The 19,466-nt window shown below is 64.5% G+C and carries 15 protein-coding genes; 1 reads left to right on the top strand and 14 read right to left on the bottom strand.

Annotated elements, in window-relative coordinates; genetic code table 11:
• Positions 1-162: 162 nt before the first annotated feature.
• The 12 genes from gcvT to arcD (K8374_RS19040) form a co-directional block, all read right to left on the bottom strand.
• Entirely contained in the window at positions 163-1,284 is a 1,122-nt protein-coding gene (gene gcvT / locus K8374_RS19095; protein WP_224456794.1) for a glycine cleavage system aminomethyltransferase GcvT, read from the bottom strand.
• A gap of 25 nt (positions 1,285-1,309) precedes the next feature.
• Complete coding sequence (locus K8374_RS19090) at positions 1,310-2,686, bottom strand: L-serine ammonia-lyase (RefSeq protein ID WP_224456793.1); 1,377 nt, start codon at positions 2,684-2,686, stop codon at positions 1,310-1,312.
• A 167-nt stretch (positions 2,687-2,853) separates the two neighbouring features.
• The gene (gene gcvP / locus K8374_RS19085) at positions 2,854-5,709 is read right to left on the bottom strand and encodes an aminomethyl-transferring glycine dehydrogenase (protein WP_224456792.1); all 2,856 of its coding nucleotides are present in this window, start codon (positions 5,707-5,709) and stop codon (positions 2,854-2,856) included.
• 10 nt (positions 5,710-5,719) lie between these two features.
• Positions 5,720-6,097 carry a glycine cleavage system protein GcvH gene (gene gcvH, locus K8374_RS19080; protein ID WP_224456791.1) on the bottom strand — a complete coding sequence of 126 codons (378 nt, stop codon included), beginning with the start codon at positions 6,095-6,097 and terminating at the stop codon, positions 5,720-5,722.
• Between the two features lie 470 nt (positions 6,098-6,567).
• Positions 6,568-7,416 (bottom strand): copper resistance protein B, encoded by an 849-nt coding sequence (locus K8374_RS19075; protein ID WP_224459363.1) that lies wholly within the window; start codon positions 7,414-7,416, stop codon positions 6,568-6,570.
• A gap of 140 nt (positions 7,417-7,556) precedes the next feature.
• Entirely contained in the window at positions 7,557-9,302 is a 1,746-nt protein-coding gene (locus tag K8374_RS19070) for a copper resistance system multicopper oxidase (protein ID WP_224456790.1), read from the bottom strand.
• A gap of 235 nt (positions 9,303-9,537) precedes the next feature.
• A complete protein-coding gene (locus K8374_RS19065; RefSeq protein ID WP_224456789.1) occupies positions 9,538-11,046 on the bottom strand; it encodes a sigma-54-dependent transcriptional regulator in 1,509 nt (502 codons plus the stop codon).
• A 168-nt stretch (positions 11,047-11,214) separates the two neighbouring features.
• Positions 11,215-11,583 (bottom strand): DUF5064 family protein, encoded by a 369-nt coding sequence (locus K8374_RS19060; RefSeq protein WP_224456788.1) that lies wholly within the window; start codon positions 11,581-11,583, stop codon positions 11,215-11,217.
• A 55-nt stretch (positions 11,584-11,638) separates the two neighbouring features.
• Positions 11,639-12,568 carry a carbamate kinase gene (gene arcC, locus K8374_RS19055; protein WP_084856656.1) on the bottom strand — a complete coding sequence of 310 codons (930 nt, stop codon included), beginning with the start codon at positions 12,566-12,568 and terminating at the stop codon, positions 11,639-11,641.
• A gap of 145 nt (positions 12,569-12,713) precedes the next feature.
• The gene (locus K8374_RS19050; protein ID WP_084856658.1) at positions 12,714-13,724 is read right to left on the bottom strand and encodes an ornithine carbamoyltransferase; all 1,011 of its coding nucleotides are present in this window, start codon (positions 13,722-13,724) and stop codon (positions 12,714-12,716) included.
• A gap of 64 nt (positions 13,725-13,788) precedes the next feature.
• Positions 13,789-15,042, bottom strand: a complete 1,254-nt coding sequence (gene arcA, locus K8374_RS19045) for an arginine deiminase (protein ID WP_224456787.1) — start codon at positions 15,040-15,042, stop codon at positions 13,789-13,791.
• A 32-nt stretch (positions 15,043-15,074) separates the two neighbouring features.
• Entirely contained in the window at positions 15,075-16,502 is a 1,428-nt protein-coding gene (gene arcD, locus K8374_RS19040) for an arginine-ornithine antiporter (protein WP_224456786.1), read from the bottom strand.
• Positions 16,503-16,941: 439 nt separating this feature from the next.
• Between arcD (K8374_RS19040) and arcD (K8374_RS19035) the strand changes: the two genes are divergently transcribed.
• On the top strand, positions 16,942-18,369 hold the full coding sequence (gene arcD / locus K8374_RS19035; protein WP_224456785.1) for an arginine-ornithine antiporter: 1,428 nt from the start codon (positions 16,942-16,944) through the stop codon (positions 18,367-18,369).
• On the opposite strand, the gene K8374_RS19030 is transcribed toward arcD (K8374_RS19035), so the two are convergent.
• Positions 18,349-18,774, bottom strand: coding sequence for a YbaN family protein (locus tag K8374_RS19030; protein ID WP_224456784.1), 426 nt, complete (start codon positions 18,772-18,774; stop codon positions 18,349-18,351). The two genes, arcD (K8374_RS19035) and K8374_RS19030, sit on opposite strands and share 21 nt — an antisense overlap.
• Positions 18,775-18,829: 55 nt before the next feature.
• A complete protein-coding gene (locus tag K8374_RS19025; RefSeq protein ID WP_224456783.1) occupies positions 18,830-19,420 on the bottom strand; it encodes a biliverdin-producing heme oxygenase in 591 nt (196 codons plus the stop codon).
• Positions 19,421-19,466: the final 46 nt, after the last annotated feature.

Below are 19,466 nucleotides of genomic sequence, written 5' to 3'. Positions count from 1 at the left end.
CTAACTCCGTCGACAAAAACAAGCCCTGCGGACCGCCGGAATTCAGGGTTTTTCCTATAACCGACAAAATTGTCGGAAACGGCGTGGCGCCTGGGCTGGCGCTATGTTCAAAAGTTATTGGGCAGGTTCGAAAACGAATATGACGAACCCGCCCACCGTCAATCAACCACGATAGTAACGTTGCGCAACGAAAGGCATTTTGCTGACCTTCAAGGCCACCTGCTTGCCACGCACTACAGCAAACAATGCTGTATCGAGCGCGGCATGTTCACTCTCGACATATCCCATGGCGACCGGTGCGCCGAGCGTCGGGCCGAAACCACCGCTGCAGACTTCACCGACCGTGCGCCCGTCTGCGTCGACGATCTGTGCGCCTTCGCGAACCGGGGTGCGTTCCTGCGGCAGCAGGCCAACGCGCTTGCGCGCAACACTTTGCCGTTGCTGCTCGAAGATGGCGTGGGCGCCGGGGAAGCCACCGGCACGTTCGCCGTCGGCGCGGCGTACTTTGGAGATAGCCCACAGCAGGCTGGCTTCCACCGGCGTGGTGCTGGTGTTCATGTCGTGGCCGTACAGGCAAAGACCGGCTTCCAGGCGCAGCGAGTCGCGTGCGCCCAGGCCGATCGGCTGTACCTCGGGCTCGGCCAACAGTCGGCGGGCCAAGGCTTCGGCATCGGCTACCGGGACCGAGATCTCGTAACCGTCTTCACCGGTGTAGCCCGAGCGGCTGACATAGCAGTCGGCGCCGAGCAGGGTGACAGGGCGGAACTGCATGAACGTCATGCTGGCGACTTCCGGCGCCAGGCGCTCGAGCACCTTGACCGCCGCCGGGCCTTGCAAGGCGAGTAGGGCGCGCGCCTCGAACAGCGGCTCGATCTCGCAGCGGGAGCCGATGTGTTTCTGCAGGTGGGCCAGGTCCTGGTCCTTGCAGGCGGCGTTGACCACCAGGAACAGCTCGTCGTCGCCCAGGTTGGCGACCATCAGGTCGTCGAGGATGCCGCCTTGCTCGTTGGTGAACATGGCGTAGCGCTGCATGCCCACCGGCAGGTCGATGATGTCCACCGGCACCAGGGTTTCCAGGGCCTTCGCGGCATCGCTGCCACGCAGGCGGATCTGGCCCATGTGCGAGACGTCGAACAGGCCCGCCTGCTCACGGGTGTGCAGGTGCTCCTTGAGCACGCCCAGCGGATACTGCACCGGCATGTCATAGCCGGCGAACGGCACCATGCGGGCGCCCAGTTCCAGGTGCAGGGCGTGCAGCGGGGTCTTGTGCAGTGTTTCGGACATCGATGATTCCTCGTTGTTATTCGGGTCAACACTCGATGATGTTGACGGCCAGACCGCCGCGGGCGGTCTCCTTGTATTTGCTTTTCATGTCTGCGCCGGTCTGGCGCATGGTGCGGATGACCTTGTCGAGCGAGACATAGTGTTGCCCGTCGCCACGCAGGGCCATGCGCACCGCGTTGATTGCCTTGACCGAGCCCATGGCGTTGCGCTCGATGCAAGGCACCTGGACCAACCCGCCAATGGGGTCGCAGGTCAGGCCCAGATTGTGTTCCATGCCGATCTCGGCGGCGTTCTCCACTTGTTGCGGGCTGCCGCCCATGACTTCGCACAACGCGCCGGCCGCCATGGAGCAGGCCACGCCCACCTCGCCCTGGCAGCCGACTTCGGCACCGGAGATCGAAGCGTTTTCCTTGTACAGGATGCCGATGGCAGCCGCTGTGAGCAGGAAGCGCACCACCCCGTCCTCGTTGGCACCGGGAATGAAGCGCATGTAGTAGTGCAGTACCGCCGGGACGATGCCTGCCGCGCCGTTGGTCGGTGCGGTGACCACCCGCCCGCCGTAGGCGTTTTCCTCGTTCACCGCCAGGGCATAGAGGTTGACCCAGTCGAGCACCGACAGCGCATCGCGCAGGCTGGCCTCGGGGTGGCGACTGAGCTGGCGATACAACGCCGGTGCCCGTCGCTTGACCTTGAGCCCGCCGGGCAGGATGCCTTCGTGGCGGCAACCGGCTTCGACGCAGTCCTGCATGACCTGCCAGATGCGCAGCAGCCCCGAGCGGGTCTCGGCTTCGGGCCGCCAGGCCGCTTCGTTGGCCAGCATCACCTGGCTGATCGACAGGTGCTGCTCGCTGCAGTGGGCGAGCAGTTCCTTGGCGGTGCGAAACGGGTAGGCCAGCACGGTGGTGTCCTCGACGATCCGGTCGTGACCGGCAGCGTCCTCGTCGACCACGAAACCACCGCCCACCGAGTAGTACTCCCGGCTACGGATTTGCAGCCCGGCTTCATCGAAGGCGCGAAAGATCATGCCGTTGGGGTGGTAGGCCAGGGGCTTGCGGATCATCGCCAGGTGCTGTTTCTCGACGAAGGCGATTTCATGCTCGCCCAACAGGCGCAGGCGGCCGCTGTCGCGGATCGCTTGCAGACGGGCGGGGATGGCCTCGGTGTCGACGGTATCCGGGTGCTCGCCTTCAAGGCCCAGCAGCACGGCCTTATCGCTGCCATGGCCCTTGCCGGTGGCGCCGAGCGAGCCATACAGCTCGGCCTTGACGCTTACGGTGCGGGTGAGCAGGCCATCGCGGCGCAGCCCCTCGGCGAAGCGCGCGGCAGCGCGCATTGGGCCGACGGTATGGGAACTGGAGGGGCCGATGCCGATCTTGAACAGGTCGAAGACGCTTAAAGACATGGTGCTTCCTCCAGAATCGATGGACTGGTAGGGGCTGCTGTGCAGCCCAATCGCGGGACAAGCCCGCTCCCACAGGTCCGGCATACGTCTCAGGTTCAACACTATCCTGTGGGAGCGGGCTTGCCCCGCGATTGGGCCGCGAAGCGGCCCCTTGGCTACCGGATACCTCAGGCGTCCTGGTAGCTCTCGATCGACGGGCAGGCGCAGACCAGGTTGCGGTCGCCGTACACGTTGTCGACCCGGCCCACTGGCGGCCAGTACTTGGCCTCCACCAGGCTCGGCAGCGGGTACACCGCCTGCTCGCGGCTATAGCCGTGGGCCCATTCGCCGACCAGCTCCGCCGCGGTGTGCGGGGCGTTCTTCAGCGGGTTGTCGTCCTTGTCCAGGGTGCCGTTCTCGACTGCGCGGATTTCCTCGCGGATCTGGATCATCGCGTCGCAGAAACGGTCCAGTTCCTCCTTGGACTCGCTTTCGGTCGGTTCGATCATCAGGGTGCCGGCCACCGGGAAGGACATGGTCGGGGCGTGGAAGCCGAAGTCGATCAGGCGCTTGGCCACGTCGTCGACGCTGATGCCGCTGCTGTCCTTGAGCGGACGCAGGTCGAGGATGCACTCGTGGGCCACCAGGCCATTGCCGCCGGTATACAGGACAGGATAGTGCTCTTCCAGGCGGCGGGCGATGTAGTTGGCATTGAGGATAGCCATCTGCGAAGCGCGCTTGAGGCCCACGCCGCCCATCATGCGGATGTACATCCAGGTGATCGGCAGGATGCTGGCGCTGCCGAACGGCGCGGCGCAGACCGCGCCCTGGGTGTTCTCCAGGGCCGCATGGCCCGGCAGGAACGGCGCCAGGTGCGACTTGACGCCGATCGGGCCGACGCCTGGGCCACCACCGCCGTGGGGGATACAGAAGGTCTTGTGCAGGTTCAGGTGCGAGACATCGCCGCCGAACTTGCCTGGGGCACACAGGCCGACCATGGCGTTCATGTTGGCGCCGTCGATGTACACCTGGCCGCCATTGTCGTGGATGATCGCGCAGATCTCGCCGATCGCCTCCTCGAACACACCGTGGGTCGACGGGTAGGTGATCATGATCGCGGCCAGGCGATCACGATGCTCGACGGCCTTGGCGCGCAGGTCTTCGACATCGACGTTGCCACGTGCGTCACAGGCGGTGACCACCACGCGCATGCCGGCCATGTGTGCGGTGGCAGGGTTGGTGCCGTGGGCCGAGGACGGGATCAGGCAGATGTCGCGGTGGCCTTCGCCGCGGCTGCGGTGGTAGGCGCGGATGGCCAGCAGGCCCGCGTACTCGCCCTGGGAGCCGGCGTTGGGCTGCAACGACACGGCGTCGTAGCCGGTGGCGGCACAGAGCATGGCTTCCAGTTCGCGGGTCATCTGCAGGTAACCCTGGCTCTGCTCGGCCGGGGCGAACGGGTGCAGGTTGCCGAACTCGGCCCAGGTCACCGGGATCATCTCGCTGGCGGCGTTGAGCTTCATGGTGCACGAGCCCAGCGGGATCATGCTGCGGTCCAGGGCCAGGTCCTTGTCGGCCAGGCGGCGCAGGTAGCGCATCAGCTCGGTTTCGCTGTGGTAGCGGTTGAACACCGGGTGCTGGAGGATCGCCGACTGGCGCAGCAGGGTGGCCGGCAGGCGCGAGGCGGTGCTGGCGGCCAGGCTGGCGAACGCCGGCACGGCCTTGCCGTCGGCGAACAGCTGCCACAGGGCCTCGACATCGGCCTGGGTGCAGGTTTCGTCCAGGGACAGGCCCAGGTGGGCGCTGTCAATCTGGCGCAGGTTGATGCCCTGGGCGCGGGCCTGCTCGTGCAGGCGAGCGGTGGCGTCACCGGTGGCCAGGGTCAGGGTGTCGAAGTACGCGCGGGTAACGACCTTGACGCCCAGCTGCTCCAGGCCGGTGGCGAGGATGGCGGTCAGGGCGTGGGTGCGTTCGGCGATGCGCTTGAGGCCGGCCGGGCCGTGGTACACGGCGAACATGCTGGCGATGTTGGCCAGCAGCACCTGCGCGGTGCAGATGTTGCTGGTGGCTTTCTCGCGGCGGATGTGCTGCTCGCGGGTTTGCATGGCCAGGCGCAGGGCGGTCTTGCCGAAGCGGTCGATGGACACGCCGACCAAGCGGCCGGGCATGTCGCGCTTGAACGCATCGCGGGTGGCGAAATAGGCCGCGTGCGGGCCGCCGAAGCCCAGCGGTACACCGAAGCGCTGGGCGCTGCCGATGGCCACGTCGGCGTCGAATTCGCCCGGCGGGGTGAGCAGGGTCAGGGCCAGCAGGTCGGCGGCCACCGCCACCAGGGCGTTGCTGGCGTGGAAGCGCTGTACCAGCTCGCTGTAGTCGAATACGTCGCCATTGCTGGCCGGGTATTGCAGCAGGGCGCCGAAGAAGTTGCCGAGATCGCCCAGCTCACGCTCGTCGCCCACGACCACTTCGATGCCCAGGGGTTCGGCACGGGTGCGCAGCACGTCGAGGGTCTGCGGGTGGCAATGAATGGAGGCGAAGAACGCGTGACCGGCCTTGTTCTTCGACAGGCGCTTGCAGAAGGTCATGGCCTCGGCGGCGGCGGTGGCTTCGTCGAGCAGCGAGGCGTTGGCGATCGGCAGGCCGGTCAGGTCGCTGATCAGGGTCTGGAAGTTGAGCAGCGCTTCCAGGCGGCCTTGGGAGATTTCCGGCTGGTAGGGCGTGTAGGCGGTGTACCAGGCCGGGTTTTCCAGCAGGTTGCGCAGGATCGGAGCCGGCGTGTGGGTGTTGTAGTAGCCCTGGCCGATGTAGTTCTTGAACAGCTGGTTCTTGCCGGCGATGGCCTTGAGGTCGGCAAGGGCATCGGCCTCGCTCTGGCCGTCGGCGTTGCCGAGCACGCTGGTGCCCTTGATGGTGTCGGGGATGACCGCGGCGGTCATGGCATCGAGCGACTCGAAGCCCAGGGTGGCGAGCATGGCCTGCTCATCCGCGCTGCGTGGGCCGATGTGGCGGGCGATGAATTCGTTGGCGGTGCCGAGGTTGAGGGTCATTGGCGGTTCCTCAGGCGTTTTCGTTGATCAGGCGGTCGTAGGCGGCCTGGTCGAGCAGCTCGCCGACGGCGCTGGCATCGGCGGGGACGAAGCGGAAGAACCAGCCTTCGCCCAGTGGGTCTTCGTTGACCAATTCAGGGCTGTCGTTGAGGTTTTCGTTGACCGCGACCACTTCACCGGTCAGGGGCATGTACACGCCGCTGGCGGCTTTCACCGACTCCACGGTGGAGGCTTCGGCGCCTTTTTCGTACTGCTGCAGTTCTGGCAGTTGCACGTAGACCACATCACCCAGGGCGTTCTGGGCATAGGCGGTGATGCCCACGGTGACACTGCCGTCAGCCTCGACGCGCAGCCATTCGTGATCTTCGGTGAAACGCAACTCGCTCATGGGGAATCCTCGAAGCAGGGGAGGTAGGCGCGGTGGTTCCGCGCTCTTGGTCGCGATTCCCTTAGCAATAATGCGGCCAATCAGCGCGAGGCCCCGGAAATCAAGGCGGGCAGCGATTTACGCGGCGGTTTGCCCTAGCGGTTTGTAATGAAATCGCTACAGATCGGTGGCGATTGAAAAGCCATGGTGGATCAAACCCTTGCGTATCGGTGGCCAAAAAACATTGGAGTGATTTCGTTACGCTGTAGCGAAATCGATACGATAGGCACTGCCCTGCCTTCAAGGGTGGACGTGTTGCTTGCCGTCCGCATGGTGGTGGGTGTTGGGGGCGGTCGCTTCCTGCACCGGGGTGGTGCCATGATGGGCGCCGTGGCCACCGGGCGCATCGTGCATCCGGGTTTCTCCGCCGCCATGCTGGTGCCCCGAGCTGCTGGCGACCAACGCCTGGTATTTCTTTTCATGTCAGGGTCTCAGAACCACATACGGATACCGGCCACGAAGCGGGCTTCTTCCACATCCTCGCCCTCGTCGCGCAGTATGTCGGCGGTATTGCCGTATGCGCGGCTCCACGTGACGCCGATGTAGGGTGCGAACTCGCGCCGTATTTCATAACGCAGGCGCAGCCCGACTTCGGTGTTGGCCAGGCCGGAGCCTACGCCTCGCGCTTGATCGTTCTTGCCATAGATGTTCATTTCTGCCGTCGGCTGGAGGATTAGCCGATTGGTGAGCAGGATGTCATAGTCACCTTCCAGGCGCAGGGCGCTCTGGCCGTTTTCGCCAATGAACGCCGTCGCTTCGGCCTCGAAGGCATAGAGCGCCATGCCTTGCAGCCCGAACGCAGCCCAGGTTTGCGGGGCGCCAGGCTTGAAGTCCTGGCGAATACCGGTGACCACGTCCCACCAGGGCCCGATGGCATGGCCCCAGAGGGCCTGGAGCTCGGCTTCCTCGGTCACGCCATTGGTGCGTTCGCCTTCGGAGCGCAGCCAGAGGCGATCGACATCGCCGCCGATCCAGCCCGACGCATCCCAGCTCAGGGTGCTGCCGTCATCGGCGTCCTGGTATTCCAGTTGGTCGAGCAGGAAGAAGGTGTTGATCGCACTGTCATGGACGCCATGGCCGGGGAGCGGAGGAAAGGCTGCCTTGCGGTCGGCGTCCGTCAGTACCGGGATGGGGGTGCGGCTTTCGGTCGTCGGCAAAGTGCCTGGCGCGGCATGGTTCATCTGACTGTGATCCATGCCCTGCATCTTGCCGTGGTCCATGCTGCCGTGGTCCATGGGCATCTTGCTGTGGTCCATCTGCCCATGGTCCATTTTCTCCATCGTGCTCGCCGAGCCTTTCTGGTGCGCGTCATGCGCATCAGCGGCCAGGGCCGCAGGCGTCGACAACACGGCCAGGCTGAAGGCCAGCAAGCTGCCGAACAGGGTCTTGCGCAGGTTGGATTCGTTCATCGTGGCTCTTCTCATTCGTCCACACGGACTTCACGGAACATGCCCATTTCCATGTGGAACAGCAGATGGCAGTGGTAGGCCCAGCGGCCCAGCGCGTCGGCAGTGACGCGATAGCTGCGCCTGGAGCCGGGGGGCATGTCGATGGTGTGCTTGCGCACCATGAAGTTGCCGTGCTCATCCTCGAGGTCGCTCCACATGCCATGGAGGTGGATGGGGTGGGTCATCATGGTGTCGTTGACCAGGGTGATGCGCAGGCGTTCGCCGTATTTCAGGCGCAACGGCTCGGCGTCGGAAAACTTGATGCCGTCGAATGACCAGGAGAACTTCTCCATGTGGCCGGTCAGGTGCAGCTCGACCGTGCGGCCGGGTTCGCGGCCGTCCGGATCGATGAAGGTGCTGCGCAGGTCGGCGTAGGTCAGGACCTTGCGGCCGTTGTCGCGCAGGCCGATGCCCGGGTCGTCCAGCTTGGGCGTAGGGGTCATGGTCTGCATGTCGACCAGCGGACTGTTGTTTTCCGAGGCCGGGTGCTGCTGCATCTGGCCACCGGCGGCGCCAGGGTTCATGCCCGCCATCTGGCTGTGGTCCATGCCGGCCATGTCGCCTTGCATGCCATGGTCCATACCGCCCATGGCGCTGTGATCCATGCCCATGTCGGCCATGCTGATAAGGGGGCGTGGGTCGAGCGCCGGTACCGCTGCGCTCAGGCCATGCTGCACGGCCAGGGTGCCGCGGGCATAACCGGTGCGGTCCATGGACTGGGCGAAGATCGTGTAGGCCTGCTCAGCAGCAGGCTCCACGAGCACATCGTAGGTTTCCGCGACGGCGATGCGAAACTCGTCGACGCTCACCGGCTCGACGGGCTGGCCGTCGGCGGCGACCACGGTCATCTTCAGGCCCGGAATGCGGACATCGAAGTAGCTCATGGCCGAGCCGTTGATAAAGCGCAGACGGATCTTCTCGCCCGGCTGGAAGAGGGCGGTCCAGTTGCCGTCCGGCGCCTGGCCGTTCATCAGGTAGGTATAGGTATACCCACTGACGTCGGCGAGGTCCGTGGGGCTCATCTTCATCTCGGCCCACATCTTGCGATCGGCCAGGGTCGCCGACCAGCCTTTCTCGCCCACGTCGTTGATGAAGTCGCCCACGGTGCGCTTGTGGAAGTTGTAGTAGTCGGACTGCTTCTTCAGCTTGGCCATGACCCGAGCCGGGTCCTCGTCGGTCCAGTCGCTGAGCATCACCACATAGTCGCGGTCGTACTGGAAGGGCTCGGGTTCCTTCGGGTCGATCACCAACGGGCCGTACACGCCCACCTGCTCCTGCAGCCCGGAATGGCTGTGGTACCAATAGGTGCCGCTCTGCCTGACCTGGAAGCGGTACTCGTACAGGCCGTCCGGCGCGATGCCATGAAAGCTCAGGCCCGGTACGCCGTCCATGTTGGCCGGCAGGATGATGCCGTGCCAATGGATCGAGGTGTCTTCCTGCAGTCGGTTGCGCACGCGCAGGGTGACCGTGTCGCCTTCACGCCAGCGCAGCAGTGGGCCGGGCAGGGTGCCGTTGATGGTCATGGCCGTGCGCGGGGCGCCGGTGATGTTCACTGGCGTCTGGCCAATGAACAGGTCGAATTCGGTACCGCTCAGCACCGTGGGCTGCCCGGGGCTGGTGAGCGCCCAGACCGGGCTGCGCCATAGGCCCAGGCTGCCCAGGATGCCACCTGCGGCCAGGCCCTTGACGAAGGTGCGCCTCGAGGTTTTGCAATGCATGCCGTGTCTGTCCCATGAGTCAATGGAGCCTGCGCGATCCATCGGCGCGGTCAGGCTGTCGGGCTGGGCTTTGCGCCACAGCTCGCTCATGGTGTCAGCCTAGGCAGCGACGGCTGTCAGCTGCCTGAGGCGATGGTTACATTTTTGTCAGCTTGGGCGGCACGCATCGCGATCAGAGGGCGGCGAAGATGGGCAGGACGAGGTACAGCCTGGCCGCATCGTAGTTCTTCACTATTCAATTCTTGTTCGGAATACCGTATTTGCGCAGCCGTTGGGCAATGGCGGTGTGCGAGGTCTGCAGGCGCCCGGCCAATTGCCGGGTCGAGGGGTAGCTCAGGTACAGCCGCTGCAGCAGGTCGCGCTCGAATGCCTGCACCGCTTGCTCCAGGCTCGCCACTTCGCCGTCCTGGCCACGCGCCACGGAGGTGCCGGCGATGTCCAGGTCGCCGATGTCCACCAGGCTGCCTTCGCAAATGGCCGCGGCGCGGAAGATCACGTTCTGCAACTGGCGCACATTGCCCGGCCAGGGGTTGGCGAGCAGCGCCGAATGGGTGGCCGGGGCCAGGCGGCAGGGTGGGCGCTGGATCTGCGTGCAGGCCTGCTGCATGAAGAAGCGCGCCAGCAACAGGATGTCCTGGCCTCGCTCGCGCAGCGGGGGCACCTGCAGGTTGAGCACATTGAGGCGGTAGAACAGGTCTTCGCGAAAGGTGCCTTCGGCGACCATGCGCTCCAGGTCGCGGTGAGTGGCGCTGATGATGCGCACATCGACCTTGACCTCACGGTCGCCGCCGACCCGGCGGAAGCTGCCGTCACTGAGAAAGCGCAGCAGCTTGGCCTGCAGGTAGGGCGACATCTCGCCGATCTCGTCGAGGAATACCGTGCCCTGGTTGGCCAGCTCCATCAGCCCCGGCTTGCCACCGCGTTGCGCGCCGGTGAAGGCGCCGGGGGCATAGCCGAACAGTTCGCTCTCGGCCAGGCTCTCGGGCAGGGCGGCGCAGTTCAGGGCGAGGAACGGGGCGGCATGGCGGCTGCTGATGGCATGGCAAGCACGGGCCACCAGCTCCTTGCCGGTGCCGGTCTCGCCATGCACCAGCAGCGGCGCGTCCAGGGCTGCTACCCGCAGGGCGCGGGCCTTGAGGGTGCGGATCGCCGGCGAGTCGCCAAGCAGGGCGTCGAAGCCTTCGGCGTGGTCGTGACGCAGCGCCGAGAGGCGTTCGCCCATGCGCGTCGGCGGGTAGAGCGTCAGCAGGCCGCCGGCGTTGGTGATCGGGGTGGCATCGAGCAGCAGGCTCTGGCCGTTGAGCTGCATCTCGCGCATCGGCAGGTGGAAGTTGTTTTCCAGCAGGGCTTCGAGCAGCCCGGGGTCGTTGAACAGGTCGCCCACCGAGCGGCCGGCGGACTCGCGCCCGCACAGGGCGATCAGCGCGGGGTTGGCCAGCAGCACCAGGCCTGCGCTGTCCACTGCCAGCACAGGGTCGCTCATCGCGGCCAGCAGCGCATCGAGCTGCAGGTGGCGGCGCTGGCCGGGGAGGATGTCGACCACTTCGACCGATTGCACGCCCTGGACTTCGAACAGCGCGTCGTGAAGCTCCTCCAGCACGGCGGGGCTCAGGGTCGGCGCGTCGATGTAGACGTTGGGCGGAACCATCTCCACGGCGTCCAGGTTGAGGTTGCGGGCACCGAGCAGGGCCAGGACTTCCTGGGTGATGCCGACGCGGTCGATGAAGCTGACGTGGATGCGCATGGGGCGATGGGGCTGTGGCTGGGGGAGGGCGGTAGTATGCCTCAACATCGCCCGGGCCGCTGTGCGGCCCTTTCGCGGCACGAGGCCGCTCCTACAAGGGGGTACGCGCCTCTGTAGGAGCGGCCGCGTGCCGCGAAGGGGTCGCAAAGCGGCCCCAGGTTTCCCAAATCACTCCAAATGCTCAGGCTTGATCGGGTCGCCCGACTTCACGTCCAGCTTCTGGCGAATGTCCTCGAACATATAGTCGTAGAGCTTGTGCGGCGAGCCGAGGTTCTCGAACTTCTTCGGCGGCGGCAGGTGCGACTGGGCCTTGCGGCTGAGCTGCATGAGAAAGCTCGGCAGGACCTGGTCCTTGGCCAGGAAGAATTTCTCGTCGACCGCCTTGCCCTCGATGCTGCCATGCATGTGGAACTGGATGCCTCTGCCTTCCTTGGGGTCCTGGGCCGCTTCGTATTCGATGTTGAGGTCGTAGCTGTGGTCGTTCTTGTTGAGCGCGGTGCGCTCGATATGTACATGTCCGGGCTCGTACTTGGCCATGGCAGGCTCCTCTGGAAGGTGGAACGGCGGGCTGTGATGAGCCCGCCCACTGCATTCAACGGTAGCTGATACCCGGCTTTTCGGTGCTCACGCGGGTGCCGGCGGTGCCTTTGACGATGTCCTCGATGTTTTCCAGCGAGCTGATCACTGCCACCTTGCCGGTGTGGCGGGCGAAGTCGCAGGCGGCCTGCACCTTCGGCCCCATGGAACCGGCTGCGAAGCCGAGCTTTTCCAAGGCGTCGGGGTGGGCCTGGGCAATGGCCTTCTGCGTGGGCTTGCCCCAGTCGATGTAGGCCGCGTCGACGTCGGTGGCGATGATCAGCAGGTCCGCCTCCAGCTGTTCGGCCAGCAGGGCCGAGCACAGGTCCTTGTCGATCACTGCCTCGATGCCCTTTAGCTTGCGGTTTTCATCGTACATCGTGGGAATGCCGCCGCCGCCGGCACAGATCACGATGCTGCTCTTTTCCAGCAGCCACTTGATCGGGCGGATTTCGAAGATGCGCTTGGGCTTGGGGCTTGCGACCACGCGGCGGTACTTGTCGCCATCGGCCTTGACCACCCAGCCCTTTTCCTTGGCCAGGCGCTCGGCCTCCTCTTTGCTGTAGACCGGGCCGATGAACTTGGTCGGGTCCTTGAAGGCCGGGTCGTTGGCATCGACTTCGACCTGGGTCAACAGCGTGGCGAAGGGCACTTCGAAGTCGAGCAGGTTGCCCAGCTCCTGTTCGATCATGTAGCCGATCATGCCTTCGGTCTCGGCGCCGAGCACGTCCAGCGGGTAGGCCTCGTCGGGTTTATAGGCCAGGCCCTGGAGCGACAGCAGGCCGACCTGCGGGCCGTTGCCGTGGGCGATGACCAGTTCGTTGCCCGGGTGGATCTTGGCGATCTGCTCGGTGGCGGTACGGATATTGGCGCGCTGGTTGTCGGCGGTCATGGGCTCGCCGCGACGCAGCAGGGCGTTGCCGCCCAAAGCAACAACGATACGCATGGAAAATGTCCTTTTGCGAAGAGGGAGAAGGCACCGCCCCCTTTGTGGGAGCGGGCTTGTCCCGCGATAGCGACAGCAGGTTCAACACGGTTTCCTGGTCGGGCGCGATCGTGGGGCAAGCCCGCTCCTACAAGGAGGGGGGCCGTCAAAGGTCAGCCAGGGTCGACACCAGGATCGCCTTGATGGTGTGCATGCGGTTCTCCGCCTGCTCGAAGGCGATGCAGGCCGGCGACTCGAACACGTCATCGGTGACTTCGATGCCGTTGGCCAGGTGCGGGTACTGTTCGGCGATCTGCTTGCCGACCTTGGTCTCGGAGTTATGGAACGCCGGCAGGCAGTGCATGAACTTGGTGCGCGGGTTGCCGGTGGCCTTCATCAGTTCTTTATTCACCTGGTAGGGCAGCAGCAGTTTGATGCGTTCGCCCCAGGCTTCGACCGGCTCGCCCATCGAGACCCACACGTCGGTGTGGACGAAGTCCACGCCAGCGACCGCGGCTTTCGGGTCTTCGGTGAGGGTGATGCGCGCGCCGCTTTCCTCGGCGTATTGCTTGCAGCGTTGTACCAGGTCGTCATGGGGCCACAGCTCCCGGGGTGCGGCAATGCGCACATCCATGCCGAGCTTGGCGCCGATCAGCAACAGGGAGTTGCCCATGTTGTTGCGGGCATCGCCCAGGTAGGCGTAGCTGATGTCGTGCAGCGGCTTGTCGCTGTGCTCGCGCATGGTCAGCACGTCGGCGATCATCTGGGTCGGGTGGTACTCGTCAGTCAGGCCGTTGAACACCGGAACGCCGGCGAACTTGGCCAATTCCTCGACGATCTCTTGCTTGAAACCACGGTATTCGATGGCATCGTACATGCGCCCGAGCACCCGGGCGGTGTCCTTCATGCTTTCCTTGTGGCCGATCTGCGAGGAGTTGGGGTCGATGTAGGTGACGTTGGCGCCCTGGTCATAGGCGGCGACTTCGAAGGCGCAGCGGGTGCGGGTCGAGGTCTTCTCGAAGATCAGGGCGATGTTGTTGCCCTTGAGGTGCTGCTGCTCGGTGCCGGTGTACTTGGCGCGCTTGAGATCGCGGGACAGGTCCAGCAGGTACTTCAGCTCGCGGGTAGTGTGGTGTTCGAGGCTGAGCAGGTTGCGGTTGTGGATATTGAACGCCATGACGGTTCTCCTTGGATTCGGGGTCGGCCCGGCTGCCACCTTGTGGGGGCAGCCGGGGGATGGCTTAGTAGTCGATGGGGTCGCGCACGATCGGGCAGGTCATGCAGTGGCCGCCGCCACGGCCCCGGCCCAGTTCGCCGGCACTGATGGTGATGACCTCGATCCCGGCCTTGCGCAGCAAGGTATTGGTGTAGGTGTTGCGGTCGTAGCCGATGACCACGCCTGGCTCCAGCGCCACCACGTTGTTACCGTCATCCCATTGCTCGCGCTCGGCGGCGAAGCTGTTGCCGCCGGTTTCGACCACGCGCAGCTTGACGCCCAGCTGCTCGCCGACCACCTCGATGAACGACTTGTTCTCGCGGCGTACGTCCATGCCGTAGGGCTTGCTTTCGTCCGGGCGGATGATGAACGGCACGATCTCGCGCACCACTTCCGGGAAGACCGTGACCAGGTCGCGGTCGCAGAAGCTGAACACAGTGTCCAGGTGCATGGCCGCACGGGACTTCGGCAGCCCGGCGACGATCACTTTCTCCACTGCACCCTTGGCGAAGAGGTTCTGTGCCAGTTGGCCGATGGCCTGGCGCGAGGTGCGCTCACCCATGCCGATCAGCACGATGCCCTTGCCGATCGGCATGACGTCGCCGCCTTCGAGGGTGGCCTGGCCGTGCTCCTGGTCCGGGTCGCCGTACCAGACCTGGAAGTCGGCCTTGGTGAACTCGGGGTGGAACTTGTAGATGGCGGTGGTCAGCAGGGTTTCCTGGCGTCGCGCCGGCCAGTACATCGGGTTGAGGGTCACGCCGCCATAGATCCAGCAGGTGGTGTCGCGGGTGAACTGGGTGTTGGGCAGCGGCGGCAGGATGAAGCTGGAGTGGCCCAGGTAGTCGTTGTACATCTTGACCACGCTGGCGCCTTCGCTCTCCGGCAGGTCCTGGCCGGCCACGCCGCCGATCAGGAACTCGGCCAGGTGACGTGGCTCCTGGCCTTCCAGCCAGCTGCGCACTTCGTTGGTCAGGCCCACCCCGACGGTGTCGGGGGTGATCTTGCGGTCGAGGATCCACTTCAGGGCCTCGGGGTTCTGCACGATGTCGGTGAGCAGGTTATGCATTTCCAGCACATCCACGCCACGCTCGCGCATCTTGGTGACGAAGTCGAAGTGGTCGCGCTTGGCCTGGTCGACCCAGATCACATCGTCGAACAGCAGCTCGTCGCAGTTGCTTGGGGTCAGGCGCTTGTGCGCCAGTCCCGGGGCGCAGACCATCACCTTGCGCAGCTTGCCTGCTTCGGAGTGGACACCGTACTTCTGTTTTTCCGTGGACATGGTTCATTCCTCCAAGAATGCGAAGACGTGATTCAAAGGGTCAGGAAACCGTCGTACAGGCCGTAGGCCGCCACCAGGGCGCCAACCACGACGGCTGCGAAGATCAGTTTTTCCACGCTGGTGAAGATGGGTTGGCCCACCTCGCGCTTGGCCTTGGCGAACAGGATCGCGCCGGGGGCATAGAGCAGGGCCGAGAGCAGCAGGTACTTCACGCCGCCGGCGTACAGCAGCCAGATGGCGTACAGCAGGGCGATGCCACCGATGACCAGGTCCTTCTTGCGTTCGGCCAGGGCCTGCTCGTAGGTCTCGCTGCGCACTGCCAGCAGTACCGCGTAGGCCGCCGACCACAGGTAGGGCACCAGGATCATCGAGGTGGCGAGGTAGATCAGCGACAGGTAGGTGCTGTTGGAGAACAAGGTGATGACCAGGAAGATCTGCACCATGGCGTTGGTCAGCCACAGGGCGTTGGCCGGCACATGGTTGGCGTTCTCGCGGCGCAGGAACTCCGGCATGGTGTGGTCTTTGGCTGCGGCGAACATGATCTCGGCGCACAGCAGTACCCACGACAGCAGGGCACCGAGCAGCGAGATGATCAGGCCGACGCTGATCAGCACTGCCCCCCAGTGACCGACCACATGTTCCAGCACGGCGGCCATCGACGGGTTCTGCAGCTTGGCCAGCTCCGGCTGGGTCATCACGCCCAGCGACAGCACGTTCACCAGTACCAGGAACAGCAGCACGGTGATGAAGCCGATGACCGTGGCCTTGCCCACGTCGGCGCGTTTTTCCGCCCGCGAGGAGAAGATGCTCGCGCCCTCGATGCCGATGAATACCCAGACAGTGACCAGCATCATGTTGCGCACCTGGTCCATCACACTGCCAAGGTCGGGCGAGCCTTGGCCCCAGATGTCGGCGGTGAAGATGTCGAGCTTGAAGGCGAACAGGCAGATCAGGGCGAACAGCGCCAGCGGCACCACCTTGGCCACCGTGGTGACCAGGTTGATGAACGCCGCTTCCTTGATGCCGCGCAGCACCAGGAAATGCACCGCCCACAGCAGGATGGAGGCGCCGATCACGGCGGCCGGGGTATTGCCTTCGCCGAAGATCGGGAAGAAATAGCCCAGCGTGCTGAACAACAGCACGAAGTAGCCGACGTTGCCCAGCCAGGCGCTGATCCAGTAGCCCCAGGCCGAGGAGAAGCCCATGTAGTCACCGAAACCGGCTTTGGCATAGGCATACACCCCACCGTCGAGGTCGGGCTTGCGGTTGGCCAGGGTCTGGAACACGAATGCCAGGGTCAACATACCCACGGCGGTGATGGCCCAGCCGATCAGCACGGCGCCGACGCCGGCGCTGGCCGCCATGTTTTGCGGTAATGAAAAGATACCGCCGCCAATCATCGAGCCGACGACAAGTGCAACGAGCGCACCCAGTTTGAGTTTTCCGGGAGAATCAGACATTTGACAACTCCATGCCAGGAGAACGTTGACTTCAGATTAAGTCCGACGCCTTTGCCATTCGCTGACCTAAGTCAGCTTCATGGTGATGTGAAGTAGGAAAATTCCTTCACACGTTTCCTGGGGAGTACCGATTTCCCGGCTGCAGGCCTTGCGCGCTGGCACCTCCCTGTCCATCTAGAGCAAACACTCTGTTTAGCCTGCGAGCATAGACGTTAGCCGCTTTTGGCTAATCTGCAAGTTCTCCTGAATATTCCTTATTAAATGCAAGGTGGATTGGCATGATGCATGGACCTATAGGGTATATCGGCTCGACACCTAGAATGCTGGGTTATGAAAGTTCCCGTCCTGATCGCCTGGGCTACTATGGACACGTTTCGTTTTTCATATTGAGCGCACGGGTTGTTTCACGGATATTGCAACGGACCAGGGAGCGGACCTCATGAGCGAACCGGGACAAAAGCTGCGCCTGGGTGCGTTGATCGCACTGGTGGTCGGCTCGATGATCGGCGGCGGTATCTTTTCGTTGCCGCAGAACATGGCGGCGCGGGCCGATGTCGGGGCGGTGCTGATCGGTTGGGGCATCACCGCGGTGGGCATGCTGGCGCTGGCATTCGTGTTCCAGACCCTGGCCAACCGCAAGCCTGAACTCGACTCCGGGGTATATGCCTATGCCAAGGCCGGTTTCGGTGACTACATGGGCTTCTCCTCGGCCTGGGGCTACTGGATCAGCGCCTGGCTGGGCAACGTCGGCTATTTCGTGCTGCTGTTCAGCACCCTAGGCTTCTATTACCCGGTGTTCGGCGAGGGCAATACGCCCGTGGCCATCGGCTGCGCCTCGCTGCTGCTGTGGGCGGTGCATTTCCTGGTGCTGCGCGGCATCAAGGAGGCAGCGTTCATCAACCAGGTGACCACCATCGCCAAGGTGGTGCCGCTGCTGATGTTCATCGTCATCGCAGCCTTCGCGTTCCGTGCCGATATCTTCACCCGCGATATCTGGGGCCTGGGCAACCCGAAGTTCGGCAGCGTGCTGGAGCAGGTGCGCAACATGATGCTGGTGACCGTGTTCGTGTTCATCGGCATCGAGGGCGCCAGCGTCTATTCCGGCCGGGCCCTGCATCGTTCGGACGTGGGCAAGGCCACGGTGATCGGGTTCCTCGGGGTGCTGGCCCTGCTGGTGCTGGTCAACGTGCTGTCGCTGGGGGTGATGACCCAGCCTGAGCTGGCCAACCTGCAGAACCCGTCGCTGGCATCGGTGCTCGAGCACATCGTCGGGCCCTGGGGCGCGTTGCTGATCAGCGTCGGGCTGGCGGTGTCGTTGCTCGGGGCACTGCTGTCGTGGGCATTGCTGTGCGCCGAGATCCTCTTCGCCACAGCCAGGGACAAGACCATGCCGCGTTTTCTGGCGCGGGAGAACGCCAATCATGTACCGGCCAATGCGCTGTGGTTGACCAACTGCATGATCCAGGGCTTCCTGCTGATCACCCTGTTTTCGGCTGGCACCTACACCAGCCTCATCTACCTGGCCTCCTCGATGATCCTGGTGCCGTACTTCTGGTCGGCGGCCTATGCGGTGCTGCTGGCGCTGCGCGCAGAGGGCTATGCCGGGCAGGAAGGGCTGCGACGCAAAGACCTGCTGGTGGCCATGGTCGCGTTGCTCTATGCCGTCTGGCTGTTGTACGCCGGGGGGCTCAAGTACCTGCTGCTGTCGGCGCTGCTGTATGCGCCCGGGGTGATCCTGTTCGCCCGGGCCAAGCATGAGCAGGGGCAGGCGCTGTTCACCCGATGGGAGAAGCTGATCTTCGCGGCGGTGCTGGCCGGGGCCGGCCTGGCCGCCTATGCGCTCTATTCAGGAGTGCTGAGCTTGTGAACCTTCGTCCGAGGTGGGCGGAGTGGGGCGTTCCGGGCGCGACCATATCCACAGGTTGCCCAGGGTCATGCCGCCGATGGCCAGGAACACCGGCCAGCGCGCTTCCAGAAATATCAGCATCAACCCGGCACACAGCAGCATGCTGACGGTGGCGCTGACCTTGGCCCGGCGCTGGATCACCTTGCCATGGCGCCAGTTGTACAAGATCGGGCCGAACAGGCGATGGCTCTCCAGCCAGGCGCTCAGGCGCGGGGAGCTGCGGGTGGCGGCCCAGGCGGCGAGCAGGATGAACTCGGTGGTCGGCAGGCCGGGGATAACGATGGCCACGAGGCCGATGCCCAGGCTGATGTAGGCCAGGAGCGCGAACAACAGGCGGGACAGTTTCGAGCGGGCAGGTCGGGTCATGGTCTCACTGCAATGAACGGCCCGGCCATCGTAGCGGATGGCCGGGTGAAGCGTGTCAGGCCAGTGCGGCATCCGCGGCATAGGCGTGCTTGAGCAACTCGGTGAAACGCTCGAAGGCCTCGACCGCGCCACGCTCGGCGGCGGCATCCTCTTCGGGCGACAGTGCCAGGCTGTCGAGGATCCGGGTGAACTGCTTCCAGCCTTCGGCGCGGCCACCTTCCGGCTCACCCAGGTGACGGGCACCGAAACGCTCGGACAGCTCCAGGGCCACGGCACGCTTGATCAGGAACGCAGCGCCCAGTTTGGAGCCTTCGGAGACGAAGATCCAGCCCAAGGCCTGGCCAAGGCTCGGGTTGTGCAGGGCACCGGGCACCGGGGCGGGCACTTCGGTATCCAGGTCGGCCAGGTCCAGACGGGCTTGCTCGGCACGGCAGCGGGCGGCCAGGTCGGGGAAGAGGGCGATCAGTTTCGGGTCGTTGTACAGGGCCTTGAGCTCGGACTGGAACAGGTACTGGGCAACCACGAAGCGGGCGAAGCTTTCGCGACTGTCGAATGGCGTGTGGGATTTGACCAGGGCGTCGAGTTCGCTGTGGGGGGCGTGGGTGACCTGGTTCAGGCGCTGGGAGCGCAGGGAAGTGGTGGTCATGGGGTGGGTCCTTGGGAAATTGGGCTCTAGTGACAAGACGAACGAG

The organism is Pseudomonas sp. p1(2021b) (genome assembly GCF_020151015.1).
GTDB classification, from domain to species: domain Bacteria; phylum Pseudomonadota; class Gammaproteobacteria; order Pseudomonadales; family Pseudomonadaceae; genus Aquipseudomonas; species Aquipseudomonas putida_K.
This window is presented reverse-complemented; position numbering and strand designations above follow the sequence as displayed.

Coding starts and splice junctions, on each gene's coding strand:
- gcvT (WP_224456794.1), bottom strand. CDS start 1,284: ATGTCCGAAACACTGCACAAGACCCCGCTGCACGCCCTGCACCTGGAA.
- K8374_RS19090 (WP_224456793.1), bottom strand. CDS start 2,686: ATGTCTTTAAGCGTCTTCGACCTGTTCAAGATCGGCATCGGCCCCTCC.
- gcvP (WP_224456792.1), bottom strand. CDS start 5,709: ATGACCCTCAACCTCGGCACCGCCAACGAATTCATCGCCCGCCACATC.
- gcvH (WP_224456791.1), bottom strand. CDS start 6,097: ATGAGCGAGTTGCGTTTCACCGAAGATCACGAATGGCTGCGCGTCGAG.
- K8374_RS19075 (WP_224459363.1), bottom strand. CDS start 7,416: ATGGAGAAAATGGACCATGGGCAGATGGACCACAGCAAGATGCCCATG.
- K8374_RS19070 (WP_224456790.1), bottom strand. CDS start 9,302: ATGCATTGCAAAACCTCGAGGCGCACCTTCGTCAAGGGCCTGGCCGCA.
- K8374_RS19065 (WP_224456789.1), bottom strand. CDS start 11,046: ATGCGCATCCACGTCAGCTTCATCGACCGCGTCGGCATCACCCAGGAA.
- K8374_RS19060 (WP_224456788.1), bottom strand. CDS start 11,583: ATGGCCAAGTACGAGCCCGGACATGTACATATCGAGCGCACCGCGCTC.
- arcC (WP_084856656.1), bottom strand. CDS start 12,568: ATGCGTATCGTTGTTGCTTTGGGCGGCAACGCCCTGCTGCGTCGCGGC.
- K8374_RS19050 (WP_084856658.1), bottom strand. CDS start 13,724: ATGGCGTTCAATATCCACAACCGCAACCTGCTCAGCCTCGAACACCAC.
- arcA (WP_224456787.1), bottom strand. CDS start 15,042: ATGTCCACGGAAAAACAGAAGTACGGTGTCCACTCCGAAGCAGGCAAG.
- arcD (WP_224456786.1), bottom strand. CDS start 16,502: ATGTCTGATTCTCCCGGAAAACTCAAACTGGGTGCGCTCGTTGCACTT.
- arcD (WP_224456785.1), top strand. CDS start 16,942: ATGAGCGAACCGGGACAAAAGCTGCGCCTGGGTGCGTTGATCGCACTG.
- K8374_RS19030 (WP_224456784.1), bottom strand. CDS start 18,774: ATGACCCGACCTGCCCGCTCGAAACTGTCCCGCCTGTTGTTCGCGCTC.
- K8374_RS19025 (WP_224456783.1), bottom strand. CDS start 19,420: ATGACCACCACTTCCCTGCGCTCCCAGCGCCTGAACCAGGTCACCCAC.